At 59.8% G+C, this 26,777-nt stretch carries 19 protein-coding genes; 13 read left to right on the top strand and 6 right to left on the bottom strand.

The features are described from left to right. Positions 1-726: 726 nt before the first annotated feature. The 6 genes from FVQ81_14990 to uvrA form a co-directional block, all read right to left on the bottom strand. Positions 727-1,359 (bottom strand): hypothetical protein, encoded by a 633-nt coding sequence (locus FVQ81_14990; GenBank protein ID MBW7997843.1) that lies wholly within the window; start codon positions 1,357-1,359, stop codon positions 727-729. A 173-nt stretch (positions 1,360-1,532) separates the two neighbouring features. Then, positions 1,533-3,068 carry a YifB family Mg chelatase-like AAA ATPase gene (locus FVQ81_14985; GenBank protein ID MBW7997842.1) on the bottom strand — a complete coding sequence of 512 codons (1,536 nt, stop codon included), beginning with the start codon at positions 3,066-3,068 and terminating at the stop codon, positions 1,533-1,535. 93 nt (positions 3,069-3,161) lie between these two features. Next, the gene (locus FVQ81_14980) at positions 3,162-4,289 is read right to left on the bottom strand and encodes a ParM/StbA family protein (GenBank protein MBW7997841.1); all 1,128 of its coding nucleotides are present in this window, start codon (positions 4,287-4,289) and stop codon (positions 3,162-3,164) included. A 38-nt stretch (positions 4,290-4,327) separates the two neighbouring features. Continuing rightward, complete coding sequence (locus FVQ81_14975; GenBank protein MBW7997840.1) at positions 4,328-4,699, bottom strand: YraN family protein; 372 nt, start codon at positions 4,697-4,699, stop codon at positions 4,328-4,330. A 137-nt stretch (positions 4,700-4,836) separates the two neighbouring features. Then, a complete protein-coding gene (locus tag FVQ81_14970; GenBank protein MBW7997839.1) occupies positions 4,837-5,829 on the bottom strand; it encodes a hypothetical protein in 993 nt (330 codons plus the stop codon). 14 nt (positions 5,830-5,843) lie between these two features. Further along, positions 5,844-8,720: an excinuclease ABC subunit UvrA gene (gene uvrA / locus FVQ81_14965; protein ID MBW7997838.1), complete on the bottom strand. Its 2,877-nt coding sequence runs from the start codon at positions 8,718-8,720 to the stop codon at positions 5,844-5,846. A 191-nt stretch (positions 8,721-8,911) separates the two neighbouring features. Between uvrA and FVQ81_14960 the strand changes: the two genes are divergently transcribed. From FVQ81_14960 to FVQ81_14900, 13 genes are all read left to right on the top strand, one after another. After that, complete coding sequence (locus FVQ81_14960) at positions 8,912-11,887, top strand: hypothetical protein (protein ID MBW7997837.1); 2,976 nt, start codon at positions 8,912-8,914, stop codon at positions 11,885-11,887. 247 nt (positions 11,888-12,134) lie between these two features. Continuing rightward, complete coding sequence (locus tag FVQ81_14955; protein MBW7997836.1) at positions 12,135-13,232, top strand: hypothetical protein; 1,098 nt, start codon at positions 12,135-12,137, stop codon at positions 13,230-13,232. Positions 13,233-13,236: 4 nt separating this feature from the next. Continuing rightward, a complete protein-coding gene (locus tag FVQ81_14950) occupies positions 13,237-13,917 on the top strand; it encodes a hypothetical protein (protein MBW7997835.1) in 681 nt (226 codons plus the stop codon). Positions 13,918-14,503: 586 nt separating this feature from the next. Next, positions 14,504-15,016, top strand: a complete 513-nt coding sequence (locus tag FVQ81_14945; protein MBW7997834.1) for a hypothetical protein — start codon at positions 14,504-14,506, stop codon at positions 15,014-15,016. 36 nt (positions 15,017-15,052) lie between these two features. After that, positions 15,053-17,104, top strand: coding sequence for a hypothetical protein (locus tag FVQ81_14940; protein MBW7997833.1), 2,052 nt, complete (start codon positions 15,053-15,055; stop codon positions 17,102-17,104). Between the two features lie 212 nt (positions 17,105-17,316). Beyond that, entirely contained in the window at positions 17,317-18,567 is a 1,251-nt protein-coding gene (gene icd, locus FVQ81_14935) for an isocitrate dehydrogenase (NADP(+)) (protein ID MBW7997832.1), read from the top strand. A 104-nt stretch (positions 18,568-18,671) separates the two neighbouring features. Then, positions 18,672-19,700: a GTPase ObgE gene (gene obgE, locus FVQ81_14930; GenBank protein MBW7997831.1), complete on the top strand. Its 1,029-nt coding sequence runs from the start codon at positions 18,672-18,674 to the stop codon at positions 19,698-19,700. A gap of 19 nt (positions 19,701-19,719) precedes the next feature. Then, positions 19,720-20,850 carry a DNA-protecting protein DprA gene (gene dprA, locus FVQ81_14925; protein MBW7997830.1) on the top strand — a complete coding sequence of 377 codons (1,131 nt, stop codon included), beginning with the start codon at positions 19,720-19,722 and terminating at the stop codon, positions 20,848-20,850. Between the two features lies 1 nt (position 20,851). Then, complete coding sequence (locus FVQ81_14920) at positions 20,852-22,036, top strand: coproporphyrinogen III oxidase family protein (protein MBW7997829.1); 1,185 nt, start codon at positions 20,852-20,854, stop codon at positions 22,034-22,036. A gap of 65 nt (positions 22,037-22,101) precedes the next feature. Continuing rightward, a complete protein-coding gene (hrcA, locus tag FVQ81_14915; protein ID MBW7997828.1) occupies positions 22,102-23,172 on the top strand; it encodes a heat-inducible transcription repressor HrcA in 1,071 nt (356 codons plus the stop codon). Between the two features lie 58 nt (positions 23,173-23,230). Next, on the top strand, positions 23,231-24,400 hold the full coding sequence (gene dnaJ / locus FVQ81_14910) for a molecular chaperone DnaJ (protein MBW7997827.1): 1,170 nt from the start codon (positions 23,231-23,233) through the stop codon (positions 24,398-24,400). After that, positions 24,393-25,163, top strand: coding sequence for a 16S rRNA (uracil(1498)-N(3))-methyltransferase (locus FVQ81_14905; protein ID MBW7997826.1), 771 nt, complete (start codon positions 24,393-24,395; stop codon positions 25,161-25,163). The genes dnaJ and FVQ81_14905 overlap by 8 nt, the downstream gene beginning before the upstream one ends. A 155-nt stretch (positions 25,164-25,318) precedes the next feature. Then, positions 25,319-26,777: hypothetical protein (locus FVQ81_14900; GenBank protein ID MBW7997825.1), on the top strand; the 1,459-nt coding region annotated here is incomplete at its 3' end.

The raw sequence follows: 26,777 nt of genomic DNA, 5'->3' as shown, positions 1-26,777 counted from the left end.
ATGCCATTGTGGCCCGGCTACAGGGCCGGTTTGCGTCCGGATCATTTTCCGCTTCCACCGATTGCCCTCCTCCGGTCAACCCGCCGGACAAGCTTTTTTACTGTTTCGTCGGCCAGGTTATCGATCAGCGATCGTCAAGCTCGGCGATCGGGGACAGGGCCGCTGTCAGCAGCGCCGGGATTCCCGCAAGCCTACCGATGAATTTTCTTCTGCCGAACGATTGGGTGTCAGACATGGCTTAACTCCTGCTTGGGACCTGAAAATGGTTGTTGATTCAGGTGTGGAAGAAATGCAAATAAACATCGAATGGAATCAGGAAAGCAATAATGACTGATTATAATATCTGTCCATCAATAATCCGGAGTTTTACCTGTTAGTGGAAAAACCATTCTTTGACGATTATTGCATCCAACATCGCTATCAAGATTGAGATCAAGTTGCCAGTTAAAAAGTAGTCATTAGAAATCTTTTGTTTTGTCTCATCATGGAGTCGGGTAGCCACTTTCAAAGCTCCAAACGCAATTAATATCTGAGGAAAATTATAGAGGAGACCAGTAAATAAAACTGCTCGTTCGAGCGCTCCTTTTACCGTTGATATATCAAAGGGCCTTTCATCAGGAGTTGGACTTAGTATCTTTCTAACTCGAAAAAAGATTATAAAGCCGACTGTTTCACCTATTGCGAATATCAATAAAGCATATAGGTACTTCATTTGTTAACCTCTGCTTATGATTCCTCAATAAGATCAAACAGAACATCTTTGATTAGTTTATATTCCTCTATAAGTAAATTATTCCTCCTTTTCCAGATCTGCGTTCTATTTTTACCGTGCTTTGCGGCGACTTGCTCATTGTTAGAGTTCAATATCATATCGTCTATAATTGAAAAGTCTTTTATGTTCCACCTATCCATTAAATTACCAACCACTTGAAATAAACGATTAATGTTGTTCGATAACTTTTGATCTGGCAGATCAATAAGAAACCGGGGACGATTCCGGCGCTTTTGAGTTAGCAATTTCCTGGCTTTGGTTAATCCTGGACCTAACATTTCATATGCAATTTCCTCATTTATTGGTGTTTGGATTTCCCCATAATGAGCCACATAGCGGATTTTAAAAGAATATTTTTTTTTGATGCTTTCCTCCTCAAAGAAAAAAATAGACTCAACGATTGCACGAAGCGAACTCGCGATGCCTTGGAATTCATCCCCAAGCGTTATTGTATAAGGTGACAAAATATGGTTTCTCACAGAGCTGTTGCAGGCTGAAACCAAGCTTTTAAAATGCCTTCTCAGTTTGTCGTTATCAGCGTCACTGCTTGCGATTACATCACCCATTAGTATGAAATATTTGGCCATGTTATACTTTGTCCTGAAACACAAGAGCATGTATCAATAATGCTGAAACAATGGCGAATGTTTCACAAATAATGATACGCGTTACGGCGCGATTGTCAACGTTTTTTCTCTCAAACAATAATTTGCGCTGTTTCAGAGTGGTCTTGTTATCCCGCAAAGTTTAGATGCGTTTTTCACAGCATCGCCGTGCGGTCGAGGCTCCGGTACTGGATCGCCTCGGCAAGATGTTCGGGGGCTATCGGATCGGCGGCGGCCAGGTCGGCGATAGTGCGGGCCAGTTTGAGGATCCGGTCGTGGGCGCGGGCCGAAAGGCCGTAATGGGTCACTGCGCGGCTGAGCAGGGCGCGGCACTCATCGCTGAGCTCGCAGTGTTTCTTGAGCAGCTTGCGGCCCATGTGGGCGTTGCAGTACACTCCTCTGTCGTTGGCGAATCGCTCCAGTTGACTGCTCCGTCCTCGTTCGACCCGCTCCCGCACGGTCTCGGAGCTTTCACCCTCGCGCTTGCTCGAGAGCTGCTCGAAGCGCACCGCAGGGACCTCGACATGGATATCGATCCGGTCCAGCAGGGGACCGCTGATCGATGACATGTAGCGTTTGATCTGTGACCGGCTGCAGGTGCAGTTGTGGGCCGGGTCGGTCTGATAGCCGCACGGGCAGGGGTTCATCGCGCAGGCCAGCATGAAGCGCGCCGGGTAGACCACGCTGACCAGGCTGCGGCTGATCGACACGTCCCCATCCTCCATCGGCTGGCGCATCACTTCCAGCACGCTTTTCTGGAACTCCGGCATCTCGTCCAGGAACAGCACGCCGTTGTGGGCCAGGCTGACCTCGCCGGGTTTGGGCACCCGTCCCCCGCCGATCAGGCCCGCGTCGCTGATCGTGTGGTGCGGGCTGCGGAACGGCCTCGTGCAGACCAGCGCCTGTTTTTCGCCGGTCAGGCCGGCCACGCTGTGGATGCGGGTGGTTTCGATCGCTTCGTCGAGAGTGAGTTTCGGCAGGATAGTCACAAGCCGGCGGGCCAACATGGTTTTGCCGCTGCCCGGCGGCCCGATCAGCATCAAATTATGCCCGCCCGTCGCCGCCACCTCCAGCGCCCGCTTGGCGTGTTCCTGACCCTTTACCTCGCTGAAATCCACCCCGTAGCTTGCTCCGGACTCGAAGAGTTTTTGCGGGTCCACCTTAACCGGGGCCGGATTGCTCTCGCCGGCCAGGAAGCGGACCGCGGAGGTCAGGGAATCCACACCGATCACTGTTAGATCGTCAACCACCGCGGCCTCGGCGGCGTTTGCCGACGGCAGCAGAAGCCCTTCTATACCAAGCTTGCGGCAGCCGGCGGCCACGGGCAGAGCGCCTCGCACGGGCTTGAGTGTCCCGTCCAGACTCAGCTCGCCCAGCACAAGGAACCGCTCCAGACGTCCGCTGTCGAGCTGACCGCTGGCGGCCAGCAGGGCCAGGGCGATCGGCAGGTCGAACGCGGCGCCCTCTTTCCTGACGTCGGCCGGGGCCAGGTTGATCGTGACTCGCTTGAGGGGGAATGAGAAACCGTTGTTGGTGATAGCGGAGCTGACACGCTCGCGGCTTTCGCGCACCGCGTTATCCGGGAGGCCGACCAGCGTAAAACTGGGCAGGCCCTGGCTGATATCGGTCTCGACTTCCACCAGAAACGCGTCGATTCCGAGTATCGATCCGGAGAGCACCTTGCTCAACACGGGAGCGGTCTCCTGCCGGGATTGGGGATAGTAAGGGGGGTGAACGTAAACCTGCGGCAGAACGGTCCTGCGACAAGACAGCAGGCTCCGGCTTTATTCTTCTGCTTCTTCGCTTTCGGCATCCTCGCCGGCAACCGGCGCTTCCGCCGGGGCCTGCTCCTGTTCCTCGCTCTCGGATACACTCTCTGGGCTTGGCATCTGACGGCGTTTCTCCATCAGGTCGATATACTTGGCGTATTTCAGGTAACCGACCACGTTTGTCAGCCGCATATCTGTGTCGGTGTTGAGCACGCGCGTAGTGCCATCGATTATGTTTTCCAGGATCGGAGCCAGGTCGGCCGCGCCGCCGCCGGAGAGCAGGATAAACTCGAGGTCCCAGTCCTCGACCCACAGGCGTTCCATGTCGTTGATGATGGCCGTTGAGAGCTGGCGCATCACCTCGTCGCGAAGCTCGGCCAGGCCGAACTCCTTGCCCCGGATCCGGATGCTGCCATTCTTGACAGGTTCGAACAGACGGTAGAGTTCGATATTTACTCCGCTCTGCTCCTGGATCTTGCGGCTGATCAGGCTGAACGCTTTGCTGATACCGGTATCGGTTGTACGGCTGCCGCGCTCGATATAGCGCAGGCGGTCGGTGATAGTATAGTCGGTGGTGCGGAAACCGATATCGATTACGCCGAATTTCTGACGGGCCACTTCCTTGTCGACAATCCGGCCGTGGTTGTTCATCATCAGGTTGAACACGGCACCGAAGGGCTGGGGCAGGATCCGGACCTTGCGGATCTCGATCGAGCGCTCTTCAGCTTCGCCCTGGGTATACATCCGCAGCTTGTGGCTGCCCTCCAGCATCTGCTGGAACTTGGCGCGGTACTGCTTGAAATAGCGGATCGGCAGGCCGGTGACCAGGCTGAATTCCCTGACCGTGGGTCCGGTGAAGAGGCTCAGGGAGGTGAGTGCCAGGATTTTGGCGCTGTTTTCCAGCAGGGTATTCTGGTCCAGGGTGAATTCGCGCACATTGGACTGTTTTTCGGCCATATCGCCCACGTAAAACTGCTTGCCGTCCAGTTCGACGTGGAGATTCTCCAGCTCGCTGCCCTCGGAAAACCCGGAATGGAACTGGATGTCGGTGGCGTCGCCGATTATCGACTTAAATATCACCGAACGATCGCCATCGAACGCTTTCGTATAGCCGAACCCTACATCAACTCCCAGGTACTCCATGGAGTGCTCCTTTTTGGAAGATCGCTCCCGCCGCCGGATCAGGCCCGGAATGCATCTTCGATGTGTTCAACACTCACCGTATCATCATTGTCCGAACCGAGGACCAGAATAACGTCGAACCTGTACTGACGCTCACTCTCGCCCGGTCCGTGCTGCGCCAGCCAGCCCGCGGCGGCCTCCACCAGGTTTTTCCGTTTGTTTTCGGTCACACTGGTTTCAATCGGCGCAAAGCGCTCGCTGCCCCGGCTTTTAACCTCCACAAACACGACCAGTTCGCCGCGACGGGCCACCAGGTCAATTTCCTTGCGCCCGGAGCGCCAGCGGTGGGCCAGGATCTCAAAACCTTTCTGTTCCAGGTACCCGGCGGCTGTCTGTTCACCGTCCAGGCCCCGGTCGTAGTTTGCCGCCATGACCGAGCGCAACGTAAACTTTGAATGAATAGCCGTACTATCTATTTCGATTAAACGCGCCGCCTACTTTACAATTAACTTAAGCCGCTGTCGCCCCCTATCAGCAAGATAGAGCAAAAACGCTGACTGTCAAGTTTTCATTCGGCAAAGGGCGCCCTGAGCGGTTTTTGCCCCTGCAGGACCTGGTGGCGGTAGAGCCGCAGGTACTCCGGCAGGTTTCCATCCTGTACCGAGCGTACGACATAGTAGAAATTCATCGCCTGTTCAACCGAAATCTGGAAACTTTCTCCGACGTTGGTCATGACCTCGAAAATCATCGAATCCGCGGCAGCTTCTCCCTGGTCCTGGGCGATCTGGGCGATCTGGGTGGCGGCGGCGCTATAAATATCCATCCTGTCGTTTTCGAAACTCTGCCGATAGCGTTCCTTGTAAAACCGGCGGAAAATCAGTTCCCTGATTCCCTGTCCCGTAAAATCGCGGACAACTCTGTCGGCAATGGGAAAGTTTTCCGTATCGCGGGTAAAAACCTTGATATACACTTCGATAGCCAGCTCACGCTGATCCCTGGCGAGCAGGTTCACTGCCTCCAGGTACTTGAAGCGGCTCATCTCGCGCAGGGCCTGCATCACGCCGGGGAAATCGCGGGCCATCTGGTCATATTCCTCGGGGTGGAGCACTAGCTGCTCGACCAACTTGTCGTAACCTTCCTGGATGTGGACCATCAAATACGTGGTGGGATGGTCGGGGACTTTACCGTTGGCCACGGCGTCGGCCTTGCCCCATTCCAGCCTGCCCAGCTCCCAGTCCGGACTTGGGCCCTCTACCGCCTCGGTAGCCTTGCGCGCGTGGTAGGACATCAGGTACATCTGCATCTGTGTCAGTTTGCGATGGTAGTTGATTCGTTCCTGCTGGCTGATTACCGCTTCCTTAGTGCGCTGAAGAGCCGGGTTTTTGAGGAAGAACAGCAGGCTTTCCCGGGCGAATTCGTAGAGCTTTTCCGGGTCGGCCTGCTTGCTCTGCATCGAGCGCCAGCGATCCAGGCGTTTGTTCAGCTGGTTCACCTTCAGGTTACAGCCGGCTGATAAGGTAACCGCCAGCATTACTGCCATTATCAAGTGTCTGCTGCTCATCCGGATCACACTCCTTAACTATTGCGGGACAGTTGTTGTTTTTTCTTCGCGGCCGCGGGGACGACTATCCTGCGCAGAAACAAACCGGTATCGGACTCTTTCACCCCGGCCACTTCCTCCGGGGTGCCCGTGGCCACCAGCCTGCCGCCGCGTTCGCCGCCCTCGGGGCCGAGGTCTATTATATAATCCGCTGTCTTGATCACTTCAAGGTTATGTTCGATAACCACCACCGTGTTGCCCATGTCCACCAGGCGATGCAGGACTCCCAGCAGCATTTTGACGTCGTGAAAGTGCAGGCCGGTGGTTGGCTCGTCCAGGATGTAGAACGTGCGGCCCGTGCTGCGCTTGTTAAGCTCGCTGGCCAGCTTGACCCGCTGGGCTTCTCCGCCGGAAAGCGTGGTGGCCGGCTGGCCCAGGTGGATATAACCCAGGCCCACCTCGCTCAGGGTTTCGAGCTTCGAGCGGATCGTCGGGATATTGCGGAAGAAATCCAGCGCCTCGTCCACGGTCATTTCCAGCACCTCGGCAATCGAGCGGCCCTTGTAGCCGACTTCCAGGGTTTCACGGTTGTAGCGTTTTCCCCGGCAGATGTCGCAGGTGATATACACGTCGGGCAGGAAGTGCATCTCGATCTTCACCAGCCCGTCGCCCTGGCAGCTTTCGCAGCGCCCGCCCCTGACATTGAAACTGAACCGGCCGGGTTTGTAGCCCCGCATCTTGCTTTCCGGCAGCTCGCTGAACACGTCGCGGATCGGGCCGAAAACGTTGGTGTAGGTGGCCGGGTTGGAGCGCGGCGTACGGCCGATCGGGCCCTGGTCGACATCGATCACCTTGTCGATATACCTGATCCCGTCGAGCCCGGCGATCCTGCCGGCCTTCTTACGCGAGCCGTGGAGACGGCGGGCCAGGTGACGGTGCAGGATGTCCTCCACCAGCGTGCTCTTGCCGCTGCCCGACACGCCGGTTACGCAGATGAATTTACCGAGCGGGAACTCCACATCCAGGTTCTGCAGGTTGTTCTCGGCGGCCTCCATCACGACCAGCGAATGCCCGTTGCCGTTCCTGCGCTTTGCAGGAACGGCAATCTGCTTGTCGCCGCGAAGGTAGGCGCCGGTGATCGATTCCTTGCAGGTTTCGATTTTTTCGATCGTACCCTGGGCCACCACCCGCCCCCCCCGCTTGCCGGCGCCGGGTCCCAGGTCCACGATATGGTCGGCGCTGCGGATCGTCTCCTCGTCGTGCTCCACCACGATCACCGTGTTGCCCTGGTCGCGAAGGCGCAGCAGGGTGTCGATCAGCATGCGGTTGTCTTTCTGGTGCAGGCCGATTGACGGCTCATCCAGGATATAAAGCACGCCCACCAGATGGCTGCCGATCTGGGTGGCCAGCCTGATTCGCTGGGCCTCGCCTCCGGAGAGGGTTTCGGCCGAGCGCTCCAGGGTCAGGTAGTCCAGGCCCACATTTGCCATGAACTGCAGGCGTTCGGTGATCTCTTTGATCGCCTGGCGGCCGATCTCCAGTTGCCGCCTGGTTAACTTGATGTTGGCGAACTCTCCCAGCAGCCTGCCCACCGGCATCTCGGTCATCGAACCGATCCCCCAGCCGCCGACTTTGACCGCCAGGCTCTGGGGTTTAAGGCGCTTGCCGTCGCAGAACGGACAGGGCAGGATCTGCATGAACTGGTCGATCTGGCTTTTGACTGTCAGGCTGGTGGTTTCGTAGAACCGGCGGTTGAGGCTCTGGATCACCCCTTCCCATTCGGTGGTGTACTCGCCCTTGAAGCGCTGCGAATGGTACTTGATCCCCAGTTTCTCCGTCCCCGATCCGTAGAGCACGACCCTTTTCACCTTGTCGGGCAGGTCTTGCCAGGGAGTGTTGGGGTGGAATTCGTAGTGCTCGCTGAGCGCCTCGATAATCGAGTTGCGGATGATGCCGGAGGGTTCGCCCCAGGGTTTGATTACACCCTCCATGATCGACATCCGCTCATCGCCGACCACCAGCTCGGGGTCCACTTCCATGCGCGTGCCCAGCCCGCCGCACGGCTCGCAGGCTCCGTAGGGGCTATTGAAACTGAACAGCCGGGGGGAGAGTTCCTCGTAGGAAATCCCACAGTCGTGGCAGGCCAGTTCCTCGCTGAACATCCGCTCCTCGCCGCCGCCGAAATCGACCAGCACCAGCCCGCCGGCAAGCCCGGCGGCGGTTTCCACCGAGTCGGCCAGGCGGTTGCGGCTTTCGGCCGACACCTTGAGCCTGTCGACCACCGCCTCGATTTTGTGCTTTACGTTTTTCTTCAGGGCGGGCACATCTTCGAGCCGGTAGAGCGAACCATCCACGCGCACCCGGACGAACCCTTTCTTCTTCACCTGCTCGAAGAGCTCACGGTACTCGCCCTTGCGCTCACGGACCAGCGGGGCCATGATCGTAACCTGGCGGCCATCGCCCTTTTCCCCGACCACCTCGGCGATCTGGCTCACAGTCTGCTTCTCGATCCGGTTGCCGCATTGATGGCAGTGCTGTACGCCCACGCGGGCGAACAGCAGGCGGAGGTAGTCGTAGATTTCGGTGGTTGTGCCGACAGTGGAGCGCGGGTTGCGGCTGGTGCTTTTCTGCTCGATCGAGATCGCCGGGCTGAGGCCCTCGATAAAGTCCACGTCGGGCTTGTCCATCAACCCCAGGAACTGGCGGGCGTATGCCGAAAGACTTTCCACGTACCGCCGCTGTCCCTCGGCGTAGATCGTATCGAAGGCCAGCGAACTTTTGCCGCTGCCGGAGAGTCCGGTGAACACGGTCAGTTTGCCGCGGGGGATAGTCAGGTTGATATTCTGGAGATTGTGCATCCGTGCACCGCGGATTTCCAGGCTGTTCCGGACGTCGGTTTTGCTCTTTGCCATCGCTCGCAATGCTCCTGAGTTGAAATCGGGTCAATCCTGATAATTTAAGAAAAACTTTCAATTCTGTCAAAGCCCACGGTTTTGAAAATCGATGAAATCCGGATTCGTTCCGCTATTCTGTCTGTTGACATCCCGCGCAACGGCGGGTAGTATTCAGCTATCTTGCCCGTCTCCGTTACTCTGTACGGAGCATGAAATCTTTTATCAGCCAAATCATCACCGTAACCGCCGCTGCCGGAGGAATGATGCACTCCATGCGCACTCCCGTCGTGTTCTGCCTTGCCGTTATCATTTCGATTTTTTCATGTGCGGGGAAAAGCGGCGTAATACTCCCGGTGATCAAGGATACCGGGCTGTGGTATTACCGCGGCCGGCCGCAGGTGGATTTCGGCGCGGTGGAGCCGCTGTTTGTCGAGGGAGCGCACAACGCGGCCCTGCTGGGATTCGATACCGGCGCGGCCCGGGGGATGGACATCTCGAAAGCCACGCTGTGGCTGCATAAAGCAGGCGGGCATCCCCTGATAACTCTGGTGGTGAGCACGATCGCAACCGACTGGATCGAGGGCGGGGGCGACGGGAGCGGACCGGACCCGGAGGCCAGCTGCGCGGCTTACGTGCGGATTGACGCAGAAACAGGCGACACGCTGCGCTGGGCAGGACCCCAGAGCGATGTGACCGACGTGATGATGACCAACGGCAATACCCTGCGCGCAGAACTCACTGTCGAACAGCGCAAGGGCGGGTGGCAGACAGTCGAGCTTCCGCTGGATATCGCCCACGCGGTTGTCAACGGCGAAAGCTCCGGGCTGGTGCTGGTGGACGGCAAGGGCCAGCTGCGCAATCCCGACGGCTCGTTTATCAACAAGTATTTCAACAGCCGGGACGGGGGCCGCTACGCCCCTTACCTGGAGGTTGAGCTGAGAGATCCAGCGGGTGACGGCCCGCGGACTCCCGCGGAAGTAACGCTAGAACCCGACAGTTACGGCGCCGCGCTTGCCGATGGCGGAGCGAAAATCTTTATTACTGCGCCGGACGCGGGGCAGGCGCTGGGCACGCACTACGACGTCCGGGTGGCGGACGGTCCCCTCGAGGAGTCATCCGCCGAGGGCGCCGGAAAGCTTCCGCGCTACCTGATCCCGCGCCCCGGCGAATCCGGCAGGGATTCCGTGCTGCTGGGAGGTCTTGCGCCCGAAGAAACTGTCTATGCTGCGCTCCGCGCGGTGGACCGTTTTGGCCGGGCCGGCGACTGGGTGTTCGCCACCGGGACTGCCTCGGCCGCTCTCGACATGCCGGTGATGGCCGATCCGCGCCGTCCGGAACTCGGCGGGGCGATCCGTGTCTGGGTCTGCGGTCTCGACGAAAAAGTGAACCCGGTCAACGGCCGCCTGCTGGAGGACAACCCGTCCCGCTACGGCCTGCCCGGCGACGGGGACTACGACTACATGTACAACAGCTATCTCTGGGACGCCCCGGCGCGGCGGGTTGCGCTCGATGTTCCCCGCGGCGGCACGGCGGCGTTCCAGGTTGTCGTTTCACCGGAAGCTGAAAAAATCGGCGGCGTATCGATCCGTGCGGACTGGAGCGCCGCGCCGGCCGGGGTGCGAGGCAGGTTCCCGGTCAAGGTGTTCCGCAACTGGTATCTCCACTCGGCCCGCGACAGCCGGTGGTACCCGGAGGTGGCCGTGCCGCACCGGGGCGATTTCGCTATCCCGGATCCGGACAACGGGATCGAGGGCCAGCGTAACCAGAGTTTCACGGTGGAATTCTATGTCCCGCGCCAGGCCCGGCCGGGACGATACCTGGGCCAGGTGGTGGTGGGCGCGCGCGGTCTGCTGGCCCGCCGGCTGAGAGTGGAGGTCACGGTCCACGAGGCGGTTATTCCGGAGAGGTTGCCGTTTATCAGCGAGATGAACTCCTACGGTCCGGTGGGGGGCCAGTACGGGTTGAGCGATACCAGTGACGAGTACTACGAGATAGAGGAAAAGTACTACAGGATCGCCCACGAGCACCTGACGGTGATCAATCAACTCCCCTACAGCCAGAACGGTACGATCAAGGCCGTGGGAGCGCCCGTGCTGGAGGGCGCGGGAGATGCCATGCGAGTTGCCGACTGGAGCGCCTGGGACCGCAGGTTCGGCCGTTACCTCGACGGCAGCGCGTTCAGGGGCACTGACCGTGAAGTGCCGGTGCCGGTGATGTATCTGCCGTTTTTCGAGAACTGGCCCGGCGACTTGAAAAAGTACTACCGTTTCGAGCCGGACGACACCTCCTACGTGGGTATGATCAACGAACACGCCCTCGAGGCTCCGCCGATCGAGGAAGCGTTCGACCCGGCATACGGGCAGGAATGGATGACAGTGCTGCGCCAGTTCGCCGACCATCTTCAGCAGCGGGGCTGGACAGATACCGAGTACCAGGTTTACCTCAACAACAAGTACTACTGGAAGCGCAGGGACGGGAGTTTCAGCGGCGGGGGGATAAGCTGGTGGCTGCTGGACGAGCCCTACCACTGGGAGGATTTCAGGGCGATAGCCTGGTACGGCAAGCTGTTCGGTCAGGCAGTCGGCGGGCGCACCGAGCCGCAGATGGTCTTCCGGATCGACGTCAGCCGTCCGCACCTGGCGTTCGGCACTTGGGACGAGCTGCGGAGCATCTATTACGTCAGCGCCTATTTCTACACCAAAAACGCCTGGCTTCGTCAGCGCAGGGATACTTTCGGCGAGCAGATCCGTAACTACGGCTCGTTCCACGGCCTGGAGCAGACTAACCTGACCGCCACCGCCTGGCCGCTCAAGACCTGGCTCAACGGCGGCAACGGACTGTTGCCGTGGCAGACCATGGCCGATGACGCCAATTTAGAGCAGTTCCGCAACACGGCTATCTTCTACCCCGGCGTTCGGTTCGGGATCGAGGGACCGGTGGTGAGCCTGCGGCTCAAGGCACTGCGTTCCGGGACAGAACTGGTGACGCTGCTGGCGATGCTTGCCGGGCGGGAGGGCTGGAACGAGCGGCAGGCCTCACTGGCGGTGGGCGAGCGGCTGGACCTGGGCGGCGGGACAATCACGGAGTTTTTCGACGATGCCGGCAGGGTGGCCTTCAGCCGACTGCGTCCAGAACAGATAGCGGCATTGAAAAGGGATATCCTGAATACGCTCGATGAAAAATAAGCAGCAAAAATCAGGACGTTTTATCCCGATTGTTGGATTTTTAGTAGAGTTTCAGCAGAGACGGAAAAATGCTTTAAGTGTAATAATACTAATGTGTTATCGTTGCCACTCGGTCCGAAGAAAAAGGATTGTTTGAGGATTGGCTATTTGTTAGATTCTACGCCGTAAATCCGGTTCAGTATCAAACCAGCACAACCCGGCCCGGAACCGCGCGGAGCAAATTTCTTTCCTGCACTGGACAGAGCGAATGGTAGAGGAAAAATCGTCCTCGTTAAAGCAAAACCTGCTGTACATGGTTCTGTTTCTGATGTTTCTCTATCTGTTTCTGCTCAGCATCCTGATGATGGGCAGCGCGTTCAAGTATTTCGGCGGAGGTTTTGCCGAAACCCTGCTTGCCACAACCTCCAATCCGTTCAACGGGCTGTTTATCGGTCTGCTTTCCACGGCGCTCGTCCAAAGTTCATCCATGACCACCTCGCTTGTGGTAGGCCTGGTGGCGAGCGGCGGTATCCAGATGCACAACGCCATCCCGATCGTGATGGGCGCCAACATGGGCACCACGATTACCAACATCATTGTCTCCCTTGGGCACATCGGACGCAGGGATGAGTTCCGCCGCGCTTTCGGGGCCAGCGTGGTCCATGACGTGTTCAACGTGCTGGTCGTGCTGATCCTGTTCCCCCTGCAATATTTTACGGGCTTTCTGGGCCACGTGGCGGTGTTTTTCGAGGAAATCCTGATCGACATGGGCGGCGCGACTTTTTCCAGCCCGCTCAAGGCGATCACCTCGCCGGTGGTCAGTTTGATCGCTGAGCTGCTCGGCAAGAGGCCCTGGGCGATTCTGGCCCTGTCCGCCGTGTTGCTTTTCATTGGGCTGCGCTATATGGTTAAATACATGAAAGCGCTGATCATGGACAAAGCCGAAGTGATTTTCGAGCAGACGATTTTCAAGACTCCCTATCATGGCCTGACTTTCGGCATCCTGCTCACGGCGCTGGTGCAGAGCAGTTCAGTCACCACCAGCCTGATAGTCCCGCTGGCCGGCGCAGGCATGGTCAGTATCGCCAGGGTGTTCCCCTATACGATGGGGGCCAACATCGGCACCACGGTAACCGCGCTGATGGCCTCGCTGGCCACGGGCAACCCCAGCGCGCTGGCGGTGGCGATGTCGCACCTGATGTTCAATGTGTTCGGAATCCTGATCTTTTGGTGGATTCCGTTCGTTCCGATCAGGCTGTCTGAAAAAATCGCGACGTTCGCCGCGCGCAACCGGAGCTATGCCCTGCTCTCGATCGTGATTTTCTTTTTCGCACTGCCGTTGTTGATTATTTACCTGATGAGGTGAGGATATGTTCAAGGCGCTGTTGAAGTGGTTCAGGGCGGAGAATCTACTCGTCCAGGCCCAGAACCTGGTCCTGGAGATGCTGATAACGGTCCAGGAGTTGTTCGAGGACTCGGTTAAGTTGCTCTGGACCGGCGAGGGCGCGACGATAGACGATATCAGGGAGCGCGACAAGGCGATCAACCAGCTCGTGCGCGAGGTACGTAAGAAAGTGCTGACCCATCTGGCTTTCTCCGGCTCCGGCGGCATCGAGCTGAGCCTGGTGATGGTCAACCTGGTGGTTTATATCGAGCGGATCGGCGACTATACCAAGGACATCGCCTACCTGGCCACCGATTATCCCGGCAGGATCGAGGCAGGCGAGTTCGAGCCCCAGGTCCATGAGTTCGAAAAGAAGCTAAACGGGAGATTGAAAAAGCTGATCGATGTTTTCAGCGAAGACGAGGAAGACTCCGACCTCGCCGCCAGCCTGACCGGGACGCACAAGGAGATGAATCTCAAGTACAGGCAGATAGTTGATCTGCTGATGGACGAGGAGCGGAACAAGCTTTCCCCGCGCGACAGCGCCAAACTATCACTCTACCTTCGCTACCTGCGCCGGGTCGAGGGGCAAATCTTCAACGTCGCCTCCTCCGAGGTCAACCCGTTCCACCGGATCAGTTTCAAGATCAGGAAGAAAAAGAAATAGCTCGCTAGTTTCTCGCCGGGGGAAACGGTAACGTGGCCGGAAAGGTTCGGCGGGCTTAAAGACACGGCGGAGCAGCTCGAGAGGCCTCGTTTTTTTTTATCCGTATTTTCGGGCCTGGCTGCCGGCAGCAGTACGCTGAACCGGCTGACCACGCCCTCGACCTCGATCCGTTCGATACCCAGCCCGGCCACATCCCGTCCGATACCTGCGCCCGTATGACTGCTGTACCTTGCGCACGACATTGAGCAGCCGTGTGCGGCTGTTGCCCTCGGTTGCGGCGATAACTTTGATTTCACCCGCCAGGGTTTTAGTGTCCGTTTCATTCATCCAATTCCTCCTGCATAACCTGGCGACAATTTGCCTGTCTAGCCGAATTCGTTATTGTCCTGCGGCACTCACAGCGGGCGGGAAGTATTGTGATAAATAATAACTCACGGCGAGTCAAAAAGTTGCAAACATAAGCACGCTAACGAATGTCAAGCAGGGACGGAGCGACAGGGAATTTGCTTGACACTTCTCGAAGCGTTATGATAAGATGTACGGGTATGGCGGCGCCAGATAACATGCTGAAATTAAACGAGATACAATGAACAAGCTCCGGTCGTTCGCTCCAGGCCGGGAGGAAAGCGCGGCGATGTTGAAAATTCCGGAAAGCAGCGGCGGCGGTAACGGTTCGGGTGCGGGCGGAGACAAGCTGGTACCGCTGCTCGAGGAACGCAGCCGTACGCGGAAAACGATCGGGCTGATCGAGGCCAGACGCGGTGAGGTCCAGGACGATGTGCTGGAAAAAGTCCGGGCGGACTATGTTGTCCGGCTGGAAAACCTTAACCGCGAAATCGCCCGTCAGGCGCGGAATTTCCAGAGTACGCTCAAAGACTACCGCGAACTGGTCGGCTTGCTGGAAAACGCGGACAGGCTGGCTGTGCTGTCGCTGGAAGAGCTGAAAGTCAGGCATGAACTTGGCGAGTACGATGAGCAGAAGTTCAGGGAAATATCCGCTGGCAAGCGGGATAAAATGTCTCATTTCAGGCAGAAGCTTGAAAGTTACCACGTCAACATGCAGCGGCTGGAAAACGTCCTCAGTCAGCTCGAGAGCTGAGACCGGCGGCGCCGGCTTGATGGATACCGGGGGGGTATGGAGAAAACAAGCGATAGAAAACTGACGGCCGGGCTGGGTTTCATGGGCCACGGCCTGGGTGAACTGCTGGAATTGAAAGCCAGTTGCCGTCGCCGCATGGCGTACCTGGAGCGGAACCGGGAGAGTATCTCGGAATACGTTTATTCCAAGCTGTGCCAGGAGTACCTCGCCTATCTGCAAGCGGTGGACGGCGAAGTGGCTCTGGGCTTGAGCGAGTACGAAATCAGGCTGGCCGAAATCCGCTTGTTCTCCAACCAGTTGAAACTGCTGGAAAAATCCTACCGCGAAAAGCTGGAAGAACTTTCCCTGCGTCATTCCCTGGGCGAATTCGACGATGCCCGCTACAACGCCCTGGTCTCCGAACACGAAGCCAAAATGAAACGCTTCGCCGGCAGTCTCGAAAAATACCAGGGACAGAAAGCCCGGCTCGAATCATTCCTTTCCCAGGCGAAAGTGGAGCAGCCCGCGACTGGTCTCGCCGAGCCGCCGGACGATACTGTCGTTGAGACGGCTGGCGTCGTGGAGCATCCGGTGGCAGAGCAGCTTCCGGCAGCAAGCGCGACTGTTCCCGAGCCTGCCGTGGCCGCTGAGAGCGATGGCCCGCCGTCCTCATCCCTGCTCGAACTCGAAATACTGGAACAGGAACCGGCTACTGCGCAGGCGGAGCCTGAACTCGAGCTGCCCGGGCAGGCCGATATCACAGTGTCGGAGCAGGCCGCGTTGGCTGATAGCGAAACCGAAATGGGTGACCTGCCCGGCCTGACCGAACAACCGGCGGAGCAGGCAGAACCGGATCTGACGGCCGAAGAGTCGCCGCCGCCGCCGGAAGAACCCGCTGCCGAGCCGGCTGTGGACCTTGATGAGCCTGCCCGGCCCGAACCGGAGCAGATTGTTGAAGAGACCCTGCCCGAGGTGGAAGAAGCCGCGGAGAAGTCGCAACAGCTTGAGGACAGCCTGCCGGAGTTTCCCGAAGTCCGGGAACCATCACCGGAAGAGGCTGCCGAGCCGGAGCAGGAGGTGCCTGTCGGGCAGCCAGCCGCGGAGGAAGACTCCGAAGCAGAAGGCGGGTTCAACCTGGAGAGTATCTTCGGCGATTCACCGGCACAGGAAGACGACAGTCAGGAGCGGGACGCACCGGCGGATTCGTTCCTGGAGAGCTTGTCGCCGGCGGAGGAAGATGTCCGCTCTGAAAGTGAGCTGGGAGCAGCGCCCGGGGACAACTTGCCTGAAACGGCGCCTGTTCCCGCTGAAAGCGGTGCTGCCGAAGAACCGGAGCCTGACGAGGGCGGGGGCAGCATCGAGGACGAGCTGCTCAACGACCTGTCGGCTGAAACGACCCCGCAAACACGGAGCGGTGCTTCCGCCCCGGGCAGCGAGGCCTCCGGCGGCAATCTCGACCTGGACGACATCATGGAACAGGCCGGGACTGCGGGAACCGGCACGGCTGACCAGTCGCCCGAGCCAGCCGCCGAGCCAGCCGCCGAGCCGGAGCCTGAAACGGCTGAGGACGAAGTTTCTGAACCTGAGCAAGATCTCGCCCGGGAACTCGAAGCGCCTGGAGAGAGCAACCAGCCCGCACCGGAGCAGACACCCGCAGCCGCCGCGGAAGAAGAAGTCTCCCGAGAGCCGGTGACAGACGAAACCGGGTTGCCGGAACCTGAAGCTCAATTACAGCAGGACGAGCAGCCCGAGGTTGTCGAAAACGAACCGGCGGCCGAGGAATCCACGGAGACCGAAGCCGGGAGCGGTGTGACCGAAGCGGGCAGCCTGGTGGCGATAGCTCTGCGGCGGGCTGCTGGCGGAGATGACGAGAAGACCTCCGGCAGCGATGATGAGCGGACAATGGCCAACGTGGCCGTCGACCTGGACGATGTGGAGTTGACCGCCGAGGGTGAATCCGGCGATAAGGAAGCGGAGTTCCTGCTGACGATGAACCAGACGATTGACGCGATAAAGAAAAAGACGATCAAGTGTCCTAATTGCGGTACATTGAACTACGCCATCCGTTGGTATTGCGAAAACTGCGAGGCCACTCTCACCGCACTCTAAGTATCTGCCAACCGAATTCCGCACCGGTCGGCGGCGTCAGCCATCGGCCTTTTTTTCTTACCGGGCAATCTGCGGCTTGCCGGGGCCGGTTCTTTTCATTATATTCACAGCCCCCGTGCGGAGAATCCTCCGGACGGACCAACGATCTGTTCGCAAATCGAACTTCAGCACAAGATCAGCATAGACTGTTTCATCAGTGAAAGGGAGGAACGTTGTCTGGCAAAGTCGATCTCACTCCGCCCGCCGGCGGAGCGAAAATCACCACGGACTCCTCAGGTGAGCTCACCGTTCCCGACAATCCCATTATCCCGTTTATCGAGGGTGACGGGATCGGGCCAGATATCTGGGCGGCGTCGGTAAAGGTATTCGACGCCGCGGTGGAAAAAGCGTACGACGGCAGTCGTAAGATCCACTGGCTGGAGATTTACGCCGGTGAGAAGGCCAACGCCAACTACGGTGAATGGCTGCCCCAGGACACCCTGGATGCGATCAGGGAGTACCTGGTGGCGATCAAGGGGCCGCTGACCACGCCGATCGGCGGCGGTTTCCGCAGCCTGAACGTCTCGTTGCGCCAGCAGCTCGTGCTTTACGCCTGCGTGCGGCCCGTGCGCTATTTCCGCGGAGTGCCCTCGCCTGTGCTGCACCCCGAGTATGTCGACATGGTAATCTACCGCGAGAACACCGAGGATGTCTACGCCGGGATCGAGTGGCAGGAAGGTTCGGCGGAAGTGAAGAAAGTGATCGGCTTCCTCAACAACGAAATGGGCACCAGCATCCGCCCCGACAGCGGAATCGGGATCAAGCCGATCTCGATCACCGGCACCAAGCGCCTGGTGCGCAAGGCGATCCAGTACGCCATCGACAACAACCGCTCCAGCGTGACCCTGGTGCACAAGGGTAACATTATGAAGTTCACCGAGGGTGCGTTCCGCGACTGGGGCTACGAGCTGGCCCGCGAGGAGTTCGGCGACGTGACTGTCTCCGAGGACGATCTGTGGAGCAAGTATGACGGCAAGCTGCCAGAGGGTAAGATTCTGATCAAGGACAGGATTGCCGATGCGATGCTGCAGCAGATCCTGACACGTCCCAGGGAATATGAGGTGCTCGCGCTGCCCAACCTCAACGGCGACTACATGTCCGACGCTCTGGTGGCCCAGGTGGGCGGTCTGGGACTCGGCCCCGGCGCCAACCTTGGCGATCAGATGGCCCTCTTCGAGGCGACCCACGGCACCGCGCCCAAGTACGCCGGCCAGGACAAGGTCAACCCCGGCTCGGTAATCCTCTCGGGCGTGATGATGTTCGATCACCTGGGCTGGAAAGAGGCCGGCGAGCTGGTGGTCCGGGGAATCGAGAACGCAATCGTCAAAAAGACCGTGACCTACGATCTGGAGCGTCTGATGGACGGCGCGACACTGCTCAAGTGCAGCGAGTTCGGCCAGGCCATTATCGACAACATGGACTGAATTCAGCTCCCGGCCGTTCCTGAGTGCAAACGAGTTTCCCCGTGCAAGGGCGCTCCATCCGGGGCGCCCTTCATGTTCTGAACCGTATTACCTGAAGGTTTGCCGTGTTCGTCGATAAAGCCGGAATCCATATCGCCGCCGGCGAGGGCGGCAAGGGCCTGATCGCTTTCCGCCGCGAGCCGCACAACAGCCGGGGCGGTCCCTGCGGAGGACGGGGCGGGGACGGCGGCAGTGTGTGGTTCGAGGCGGACGAGGGCCTGGCCACCCTGATGGATTTCCGCTACAACCGCAACTACCGCGCCCCCCGTGGAGCGCATGGCGGAGGTAACAACCGCACCGGGGCCGGCGGCGATGACATAATCGTCCGGGTCCCGGCCGGGACCGTTATCCGCGACAGTGAATCAGGGGAGCTGATCGCCGACCTGACCGCTCACGGCCAGCGCGTCCTGGCTGCCCGCGGCGGCCGGGGGGGACGGGGGAACGCGTCGTTTGCCAGCCCCACCCGTCGGGCCCCTCAGGAAGCCGAGGACGGTCAGCCGGGCGAGCAGCGGGAGGTGGAACTGGAGCTCAAGCTGCTGGCCGATGTCGGCCTGGTGGGGTTTCCCAACGCCGGTAAATCTACCCTGCTCTCGCGGATAACCGCCGCCCGCCCCAAGGTGGCCGACTACCCGTTCACCACCCTGACTCCCAACCTGGGAGTGGTCTACACCGGCACCGACAGTTTCGTGGTTGCCGATATTCCCGGACTGATCGAAGGCGCGCACGAGGGCAAGGGGCTGGGCCACGAGTTCCTGCGCCATATCGAGCGGACCAGGGTCCTGGTGTTCCTGGTCGATATTACCGACGAGGAGCCGCTGCAGCAGTACGAAACACTGCTGCGCGAACTCCGCAGCTACTCGCCGGCGCTGGCGGAGCGGCCGCGCTGCCTGGTGTTCACCAAGCTGGATATTGTCCCGCCGGAGGAGGCCCGGCCGCCGGTCAGCGAGGTCGAGGGAGTCTTCCTGGTGGCCGGAGTCAGCTCGGTCAGCGGCCTGGAAATCGACAGCCTGATCCACGCCCTGGCGGAAAAAGTGAGCGAGCTGAAGCAAGCCGAACCGGAGAGTGAAACCGGTTCAGGCGACTGGCATAAATAGTGAAAAGGACTGCGGTGCGATGGATTCCGGGACGGAAAAATCGCTGAGAGACATGCTGCGGCTGATGACCACGCCCAGGGTCGGTTCGGTCAAGCTGAGCCGCCTGCTGGATAAACTTGGGTCCCAGACCGCTGTGCTGGCCGCAGGATACGAGCGCCTGGCCGATACCAATGTCCTCAAGGCCGACCAGACCGACTGGATTACGGGCCGCAGATGGGACGAGGCTTCTATCGACGGTCAGCTTGAGGCGATGGAACTCACCGGTACGCGCGGCCTGTTTATCTCCGATGACGACTACCCCGAGTGGCTGAGCCAGATCTACGATCCGCCGCCGCTGCTCTTTGTCCGCGGCGATTCATCCTGCCTGGCCGACCCCTGTGTCGGGATTGTCGGTACCCGCGAGCCTACCTCCTCGGGACGGGAAACCGCCCGCCGCACGGCTGCCGAGCTGGCCGCGGCTGGAATCTGCATCGTCAGCGGGATGGCCCTCGGAATCGATTCCGAGGCCCACGAGGGAGCGCTGGAAGCTGGCGGAACCACTGCGGCTGTGATGGGCAGCGGGGTCGACGTGATCTATCCTCCGCAGAACGAGGAGCTTGCGGAACGGATAATCGCCGCCGGCTGCATTATCAGCGAGTACCGGATGGGTACGCCGCCCGAGGCGCGCAATTTCCCCCGTCGCAACCGCCTGATCAGCGGGCTGTCGCGGGGCTTGCTGGTGGTGGAGGCTCCCCGCAAGAGCGGCGCGCTGCTGACCGCCGGTTACGCGCTGGATCAGAACCGCGACGTGTTCGCCGTGCCCGGAGACCCGAACTGGCCCAGCCGCGTAGGCACCAATACTCTGATTGCCGATGGGGCGCGGCTGGTGCAGTCGCCCGCCGATATCCTCGCCGAGCTGGACCTGGGTGCTGGTTATCGGCCTTTTCCCCCGGCCGGCGAGTCCGGGGAACAGCTCCCGCAAAAAGTCCTGCCGCCGTTGAGCAGGGAGGAGCGGACTGTCTACGAGGGCCTCGGACACGACGTCTGCCATGTCGATGAGCTGGCCGACCGGCTGGGGATGGATGTCAGCCAGGTGCTGGGAGTCCTGCTGCGGCTGGACATGAAAAGCCTGATCCGCGAACACCCCGGCAAGCTGTTCAGCCTGTCCTGAGGTGGAGGCCGCCCTTTTGAGCGAAACTGAGCACGACAACAAAATCGGGGTTTATTTTCATGTTCCGTTCTGCCGCGCCCCGCGCTGCGCCTATTGTGATTTCTACTCCACCACGGCCGACAGCGGGAAGATGGCACGCTGGCTGGAAGCCGCCGCCTGCGAGTGCCGGCTGGCACGCGAAGAGCGGTTTGGCGGCCATTGGAAAGTCGCCTCGGTGTTTTTCGGCGGCGGGACGCCATCGCTGCTCAACCCCCGGCAGATCAAACAGTTGCTGGATACTGTCAGCAGCTGCTGGGAGCTGGCTCCCGCCGCGGAAATTACTGTCGAGTGCAACCCGGAGGATTTGAGCCGCGAGTGGGCGCAAGGGTGCCTGAGAGCCGGCGTGAACCGTCTCTCTGTGGGCGTGCAGAGCTTCGATCCGGACTACCTGGCCGCTATCGGCCGCTGCCGCGGTCCGGTCAAGGCCGACGAGGCGCTGCGCCGGGCAGGCGAGGCCGGTTTCCGCCGTCTGGCGGCGGACTTGATTCTGGGCGGGCCGGGTTCGAGCGAACGGCTGGTCCTGGCCGGAGTAGAACGGGCGCTGGAACTGGGCGTGGACCATCTCTCGCTCTACGGCTACCACCTCGACCCGCCGGCGGCCGGTTTCGGGCGGAGCGGGTTCAGTCCCGTGGATGACGATGCCTGGGGCGGCCAGTACCTGGCGGTCTGCGATCTGCTTCATGGGCAGGGCTGGCGGCATTACGAGATATCGAACTGGGCCGTGGCTGACGCTGCGCTGTGCGCCCACAACCTGTTTTACTGGCACCGGCGGCCGTATCTCGGCCTGGGACCGTCGGCACACTCGTTCGGTCCCGGCGAGTATCGCACCGCGAACAAGGCCGATCTCGATGCCTGGCTGAACGCTGCGGAAGGCAGTGATTTTGGCTCTGTCCGGGAAGCTGAAGTTCTGGACGAGACGACGGTCCTGTTCGAAAAAGTGATGCTCGGCCTTGGCCTCGATACCGGCCTGGAATTGGAGCTGCTGGAAAGAGCTGTCGGCCACGGCGTGCAGGAAAAAATAGAACTGCTTGTAAATAAACATCATGTGCAAATTCAGGATGGCCGTTTGAGTCTGACCGATACCGGTTTCCTGCTCTACGACACCGTGGCCTGCGAATTGCTTCCGGAACCCGGGCATGCGGGTTGACAAGTCTTGTTTGATTGAGCATTGTTATAGGCTATCCGGTTAGTACGGTTAAAGCTGATAACGCTATGGAACACAACAGAATACAGAAACCACCGGTTGTCCGGAGGGCCGACCTGACCGATCGCGAGTTCACGATCCTGGAGGCGGTGATATCCAGTTTTATCGCCACCGCCAGGCCGGTAGGCTCCCGAACGCTGAGCAAGCTGCCGGGCATGGACCTCAGTCCGGCCAGTATTCGCAACACGATGAGCGACCTGGAGGAAAAGGGCTACCTGGCTCAGCCGTTCCAGAGCGCGGGGCGGGTGCCCACCGACAAGGCCTACCGTCTCCACGTGGATAATATCCTGCTCTACTGCCGCAACGCGCCCCCCAGCGCGGTACGTGCCCTGGAGGGGATTGTCGAGGACCCGGCGGTGCAGCGGATGCTCCACCGGGCCGCCGATGCGCTCAGCGTGCTCACCCACGAGCTGGGTGTGGGGCTGGAGCCGGTGGTGGATGAGGGGGTGCTGGAGGGGATGGAGCTGATCCGGCTCTCCAGCGAGCGGGTGATGATGGTGCTCAATATCGGCAGCAGCCTGGTGAAAACCATTTTCGTGGAGCTGGACTCCCGGGCCGACGGGATCACGCTCGACCACCTGGCCGCGCGCCTTCGCGAGCGGCTGGTGGGGCTGACTTTCAGGGAGATCAGGCGCACCGCCCGCCGCCGTCTGCGTGACGCGGTCGAGGACGAGAACGATCCGATGAACGTGTTTGTTCAAAGCGCGGACAACTTGTTCGAGTTCGAGGGCGGCGACCGTCAGCTGGTTCTGGGTGAATCAGGCCGCCTGGCCGATCAGCCCGAATTCCGCGATGAGGGCAGGCTGCGTACCCTGATCGACCTGACCGACAGGAAGAAGCTGCTGCTGGAGATGATGAAGCGCCGGGCCGGCAACGAGGGTATCAGCATCTCGATCGGATCGGAGAACGATGTCTCGGAACTGGCCGGTTTCACGATCGTAACCGATACTTACAAAATGGGCGGCATGCGCGGAATTATCGGTGTGATCGGGCCCACGCGGATGAGCTACAGCCGGATTATATCGGTGGTGGAATATTCCAGCCGGCTGCTCAGCCAGGTGCTGGACAGACCGCGGTGAACTTCGACAATCATGTTTGACGACTGGATGAATTAACCGAAGGGGAACGGAAGCCGAGATGGCGAAAAAAGACTACTATGAAATACTGGGGATAAACAGGGACGCCTCCCAGGACGATATCAAGAAAGCCTACCGCAAACTGGCGGTCAAGTACCACCCTGACAAGAATCCGGGCGACAAGGAGGCCGAGGAAAAGTTCCAGGAGGTGTCCGAGGCCTACGAGGTGCTTAATAAACCCGACAAGCGCGCCCAGTACGACCGGTTCGGTCATGCCGGTGCGTTCAGCGGAGCCGGTCGGGCCTCCGGCGGTTACGGCGGCGGATACAGTTTCGACCTCAACGATGCGCTCAATGCGTTCATGCGTGATTTCGGCGGATTCGGCTTCGAGGACCTCTTCGGCGGCGGTGGAGCGCGTGGGGGACGGGGACGGGCCGGGCGGTCCAACCGCGGCGAGGACCTCCAGATCAGGCTGCGTATCACTCTGACCGAGGCAGCCGAGGGTGTCGAGAAAACGCTGAAAATAAACCTGTTCCAAAGCTGCCAGGACTGCGGGGGATCGGGATCGCGCACCGGTAAAACTGCCTTATGTTCCGAGTGTGACGGCACCGGCCAGCTACGGCGGGTCCGGCGTTCACTGCTGGGGCAGATCGTGACTGTCGGAGCCTGCGAACGCTGCGGGGGAACCGGCGAAATCACCGGCAACCCGTGTCCGTCGTGCAGCGGAGAGGGCCGCCGCAAGCGCGACCAGAAAATCAAGGTCAGGATTCCCGCCGGGGTGAGTACGGGTAACTACCTCACTCTTCGCGGCCAGGGTAATGCCGGCCCGCGCAACGGCACGCGCGGCGATCTGATCGTCCTGATCGAGGTGGTCGAGGATGAGAATTTCGAGCGCCACGGCGACGATATCCTGTTCGATCTGCCGATCTCGTTCAGCCAGGCCGCGCTGGGTGCCCAGGTGGAAGTCCCTACGCTCTCGGGCAAGGCGCGGGTTACTGTCCCCGCGGGCACGCAGACCGGCAAGGTCCTGCGGATGCGCGGCAAGGGAGTTCCGCACCTCAACTCATCCGGCCGCGGTGACCAGCTTGTGCGGGTCACAGTCTGGACTCCCACCAGCATCTCCGAACGCGAGAAAGAGTTGTTCGCGGAGTTGAAAGAGGTGGAGAGCCAGAGTCCGCCGGCCAGCGGGCGGGGGTTCTGGAAGAAGATGAGGGAAGCGTTCAGTGCCTGACAAGTGCCAGACCAGCGCCTTCTACGTTCCTCCCGGCATGTTCGGCGGGGACGGACGGGTGGTTTTCGATGAACGGGAAACCGTGCATATCGGCAAGGTGCTGAGACTGAAACCGGGCGCGGTGGTGGAGGTGCTGGATGGGTGCGGTGGCATACACGAGGTGATCTTGGGCGCGGAGCGCGCGAGCCGCCTTGAGGGTAAAGTGGTTTCGAGCCGGTCCGTACCGCCGCCGCTGCCGTCGATCAGCACCGCGCTGGCGATCGGCCGCAGGGAGCGCCTTCGCGCGGTGGTAGAAAAACTGGCCGAGCTTGGCTGCCGCCGGTTTCTGCCCCTGGAATGCGAACATCTCCAGTACCCGGGCAGGCTGGAGCGCCAGGCTGAAAAACTGCAGGAAGTGGCGGTTTCCACGCTCAAACAGTGCAGGCGGCCGCACCTGATGCAAATCGGGCGGCCGGTGGATATCGCCGGGCTGCTTGATGCGGCTGGCAAAGGAGCGGCCCGGCCGGTGTTCTGTCATCGCCCGGGAACGGGAGGCAAAACGCTGAAGCGGGCCGGTGAACCGCTGGGAAAAGAGGATGAGTACGTGCTTGTTGTGGGTCCGGAGGGAGGATTCAGCAGCGCCGAGCGAAGTCTGATCGAAAGCAGCGGCTGTCCCTGCCTCGATTTGGGCCGCTGGTGGCTGCGCAGCGAAACTGCGGCGTTAGCCGGATTCACTTTACTGGCGAGTGAACTCTGGGGTGAGTTCGGGATTTTCTCCTGTTGAATTGGGCGTGAAAAGTGCTGTGGTAGCGGCCTGAGGTGCAAGTTTGACTAAATAATCATCGCTAAGTACCCGAAATAAAGAGTAGGTCAAAAAAATATCTTACTTTCCCGGCCCGGCCGAGAAATTAACCGGGCAACGGCTGGAGGGGTGTCATCATGCAGGAAAAAGAAATAGAGAGTATGATCCGCAAGGTCGAGGAGCTGAAATCGGCTTTCAACCTCAGCATCAAGTTCGTTCCGTTTCTGGAGGACCTGCTGCATTTCGTCCAGGATATGGCGCCCATGCTCAACGAGATGAACCAGTCGATTCAGGAAAGTTCATCGAAAATGCCCGAGGTGGTTCAGCAGTCGGACAAGGCCGCCAGCTCCACTGGGCTGGCCACCAACGAAATCCTGGACCGTATCGATGATATGTTGGCCAAGCTCAACGGTGTCAGCGAAAGTTTCCAGCAGGTCAATGACCGCCTGGAGCAGGAAAAACAGGTTATCTCGGCTATCACCGAAAGTGTCGAGCGTCTGCTCAAGATAGAGGAAGTCCGTCAGCAGCTGGCTGACGTGTTCGGGAACGACGAGGCTCGCGAAGTGGGCATGAAAATAAAGTCCACGATCGACGAGTTTCTGGGCGGCCGCCTCGACGAGTCGTTCCACGACAAGGTGGACGGCCTCCTTCAGGATGCTCAGTCAGATGCGTTCGATATTATGAACAGCCTCCAGGTGCAGGATATCACCGCCCAGCAGATCGAAGGCGCACACTCGATGCTGCGCTCGATCCAGGAGCGTCTCAACAGCCTGATCGTAAAGTATTCTGAGGCCGATGCTGCGTACACCGGTATGGAAGACCGCCAGGCCGGGGCGGACACGGTTTTCGAGCAAAAGAAGGACGACCTGGAAACCGTGGAGCAGGAGCTCGACGAACAGGGTGTGGACGAGTTGCTTGAAGAGGAGGCGGCTGCGCCTGAGGCGGAGGCGGAAGCCGGCGAAGAGGAACCGGCCGGTGATGTTGCCGAGGATATCGCCGATGGCGAGGCGCTGGGAAGTCAGGCTGAAATAGACGCCCTGTTTGAGAATGACGAAACGCCGGAGGTGGAACTCGATGAGTCTGGCGAGGAAATAATCCCGGATGAACTGGAGAAGGAAGAAGCCGAATCGGACAGTCAGGAAAAAATCGACGAATTGCTGGACTGGGGGGATAAGTCCGGGGAATCCGCCGAGGATGACCGAGTGGCGGATGAGACTGAGAAAACAGCGGAAGAGGTCGTAGAAGAGCCTGAGGCTGTCGAGGAAGAAGCAGCTGCGGAGGAACCGGCCGCCGGGGAAGAAGAAGCTGAGCCGGAAGAGGCGGCGGAAAAGGCTGAGGCTGTGGAGAAAGAAGCAGCCGCGGAGGAACCGGCGGCAGGGGAAGAAGAAGCTGAGCCGGAAGAGGCGGCGGAAAAGGCTGAGGCTGTGGAGGAAGAAGCAGCCGTGGAGGAACCGGCGGCAGGGGAAGAAGAAGCTGAGCCGGAAGAGGCGGCGGAAAAGGCTGAGGCTGTGGAGGAAGGAGCAGCCGCGGAGGAACCGGCGGCAGGGGAAGAAGAAGCTGAGCCGGAAGAGGCGGCGGAAAAGGCTGAGGCTGTGG

The sequence above is a fragment of the Candidatus Glassbacteria bacterium genome, from assembly GCA_019456185.1.
In the GTDB taxonomy this organism is placed as follows: Bacteria; Gemmatimonadota; Glassbacteria; order GWA2-58-10; family GWA2-58-10; genus JAJRTS01.
This window is presented reverse-complemented; position numbering and strand designations above follow the sequence as displayed.

Excerpts from the sequence above, each read along its gene's own strand:
- FVQ81_14990 (MBW7997843.1), bottom strand. The coding sequence starts at position 1,359 with ATGGCCAAATATTTCATACTAATGGGTGATGTAATCGCAAGCAGTGAC.
- FVQ81_14980 (MBW7997841.1), bottom strand. The coding sequence starts at position 4,289 with ATGGAGTACCTGGGAGTTGATGTAGGGTTCGGCTATACGAAAGCGTTC.
- FVQ81_14975 (MBW7997840.1), bottom strand. The coding sequence starts at position 4,699 with ATGGCGGCAAACTACGACCGGGGCCTGGACGGTGAACAGACAGCCGCC.
- FVQ81_14970 (MBW7997839.1), bottom strand. The coding sequence starts at position 5,829 with ATGAGCAGCAGACACTTGATAATGGCAGTAATGCTGGCGGTTACCTTA.
- uvrA (MBW7997838.1), bottom strand. The coding sequence starts at position 8,720 with ATGGCAAAGAGCAAAACCGACGTCCGGAACAGCCTGGAAATCCGCGGT.
- FVQ81_14960 (MBW7997837.1), top strand. The coding sequence starts at position 8,912 with ATGAAATCTTTTATCAGCCAAATCATCACCGTAACCGCCGCTGCCGGA.
- FVQ81_14955 (MBW7997836.1), top strand. The coding sequence starts at position 12,135 with ATGGTAGAGGAAAAATCGTCCTCGTTAAAGCAAAACCTGCTGTACATG.
- FVQ81_14950 (MBW7997835.1), top strand. The coding sequence starts at position 13,237 with ATGTTCAAGGCGCTGTTGAAGTGGTTCAGGGCGGAGAATCTACTCGTC.
- FVQ81_14945 (MBW7997834.1), top strand. The coding sequence starts at position 14,504 with ATGAACAAGCTCCGGTCGTTCGCTCCAGGCCGGGAGGAAAGCGCGGCG.
- FVQ81_14940 (MBW7997833.1), top strand. The coding sequence starts at position 15,053 with ATGGAGAAAACAAGCGATAGAAAACTGACGGCCGGGCTGGGTTTCATG.
- dprA (MBW7997830.1), top strand. The coding sequence starts at position 19,720 with ATGGATTCCGGGACGGAAAAATCGCTGAGAGACATGCTGCGGCTGATG.
- hrcA (MBW7997828.1), top strand. The coding sequence starts at position 22,102 with ATGGAACACAACAGAATACAGAAACCACCGGTTGTCCGGAGGGCCGAC.
- dnaJ (MBW7997827.1), top strand. The coding sequence starts at position 23,231 with ATGGCGAAAAAAGACTACTATGAAATACTGGGGATAAACAGGGACGCC.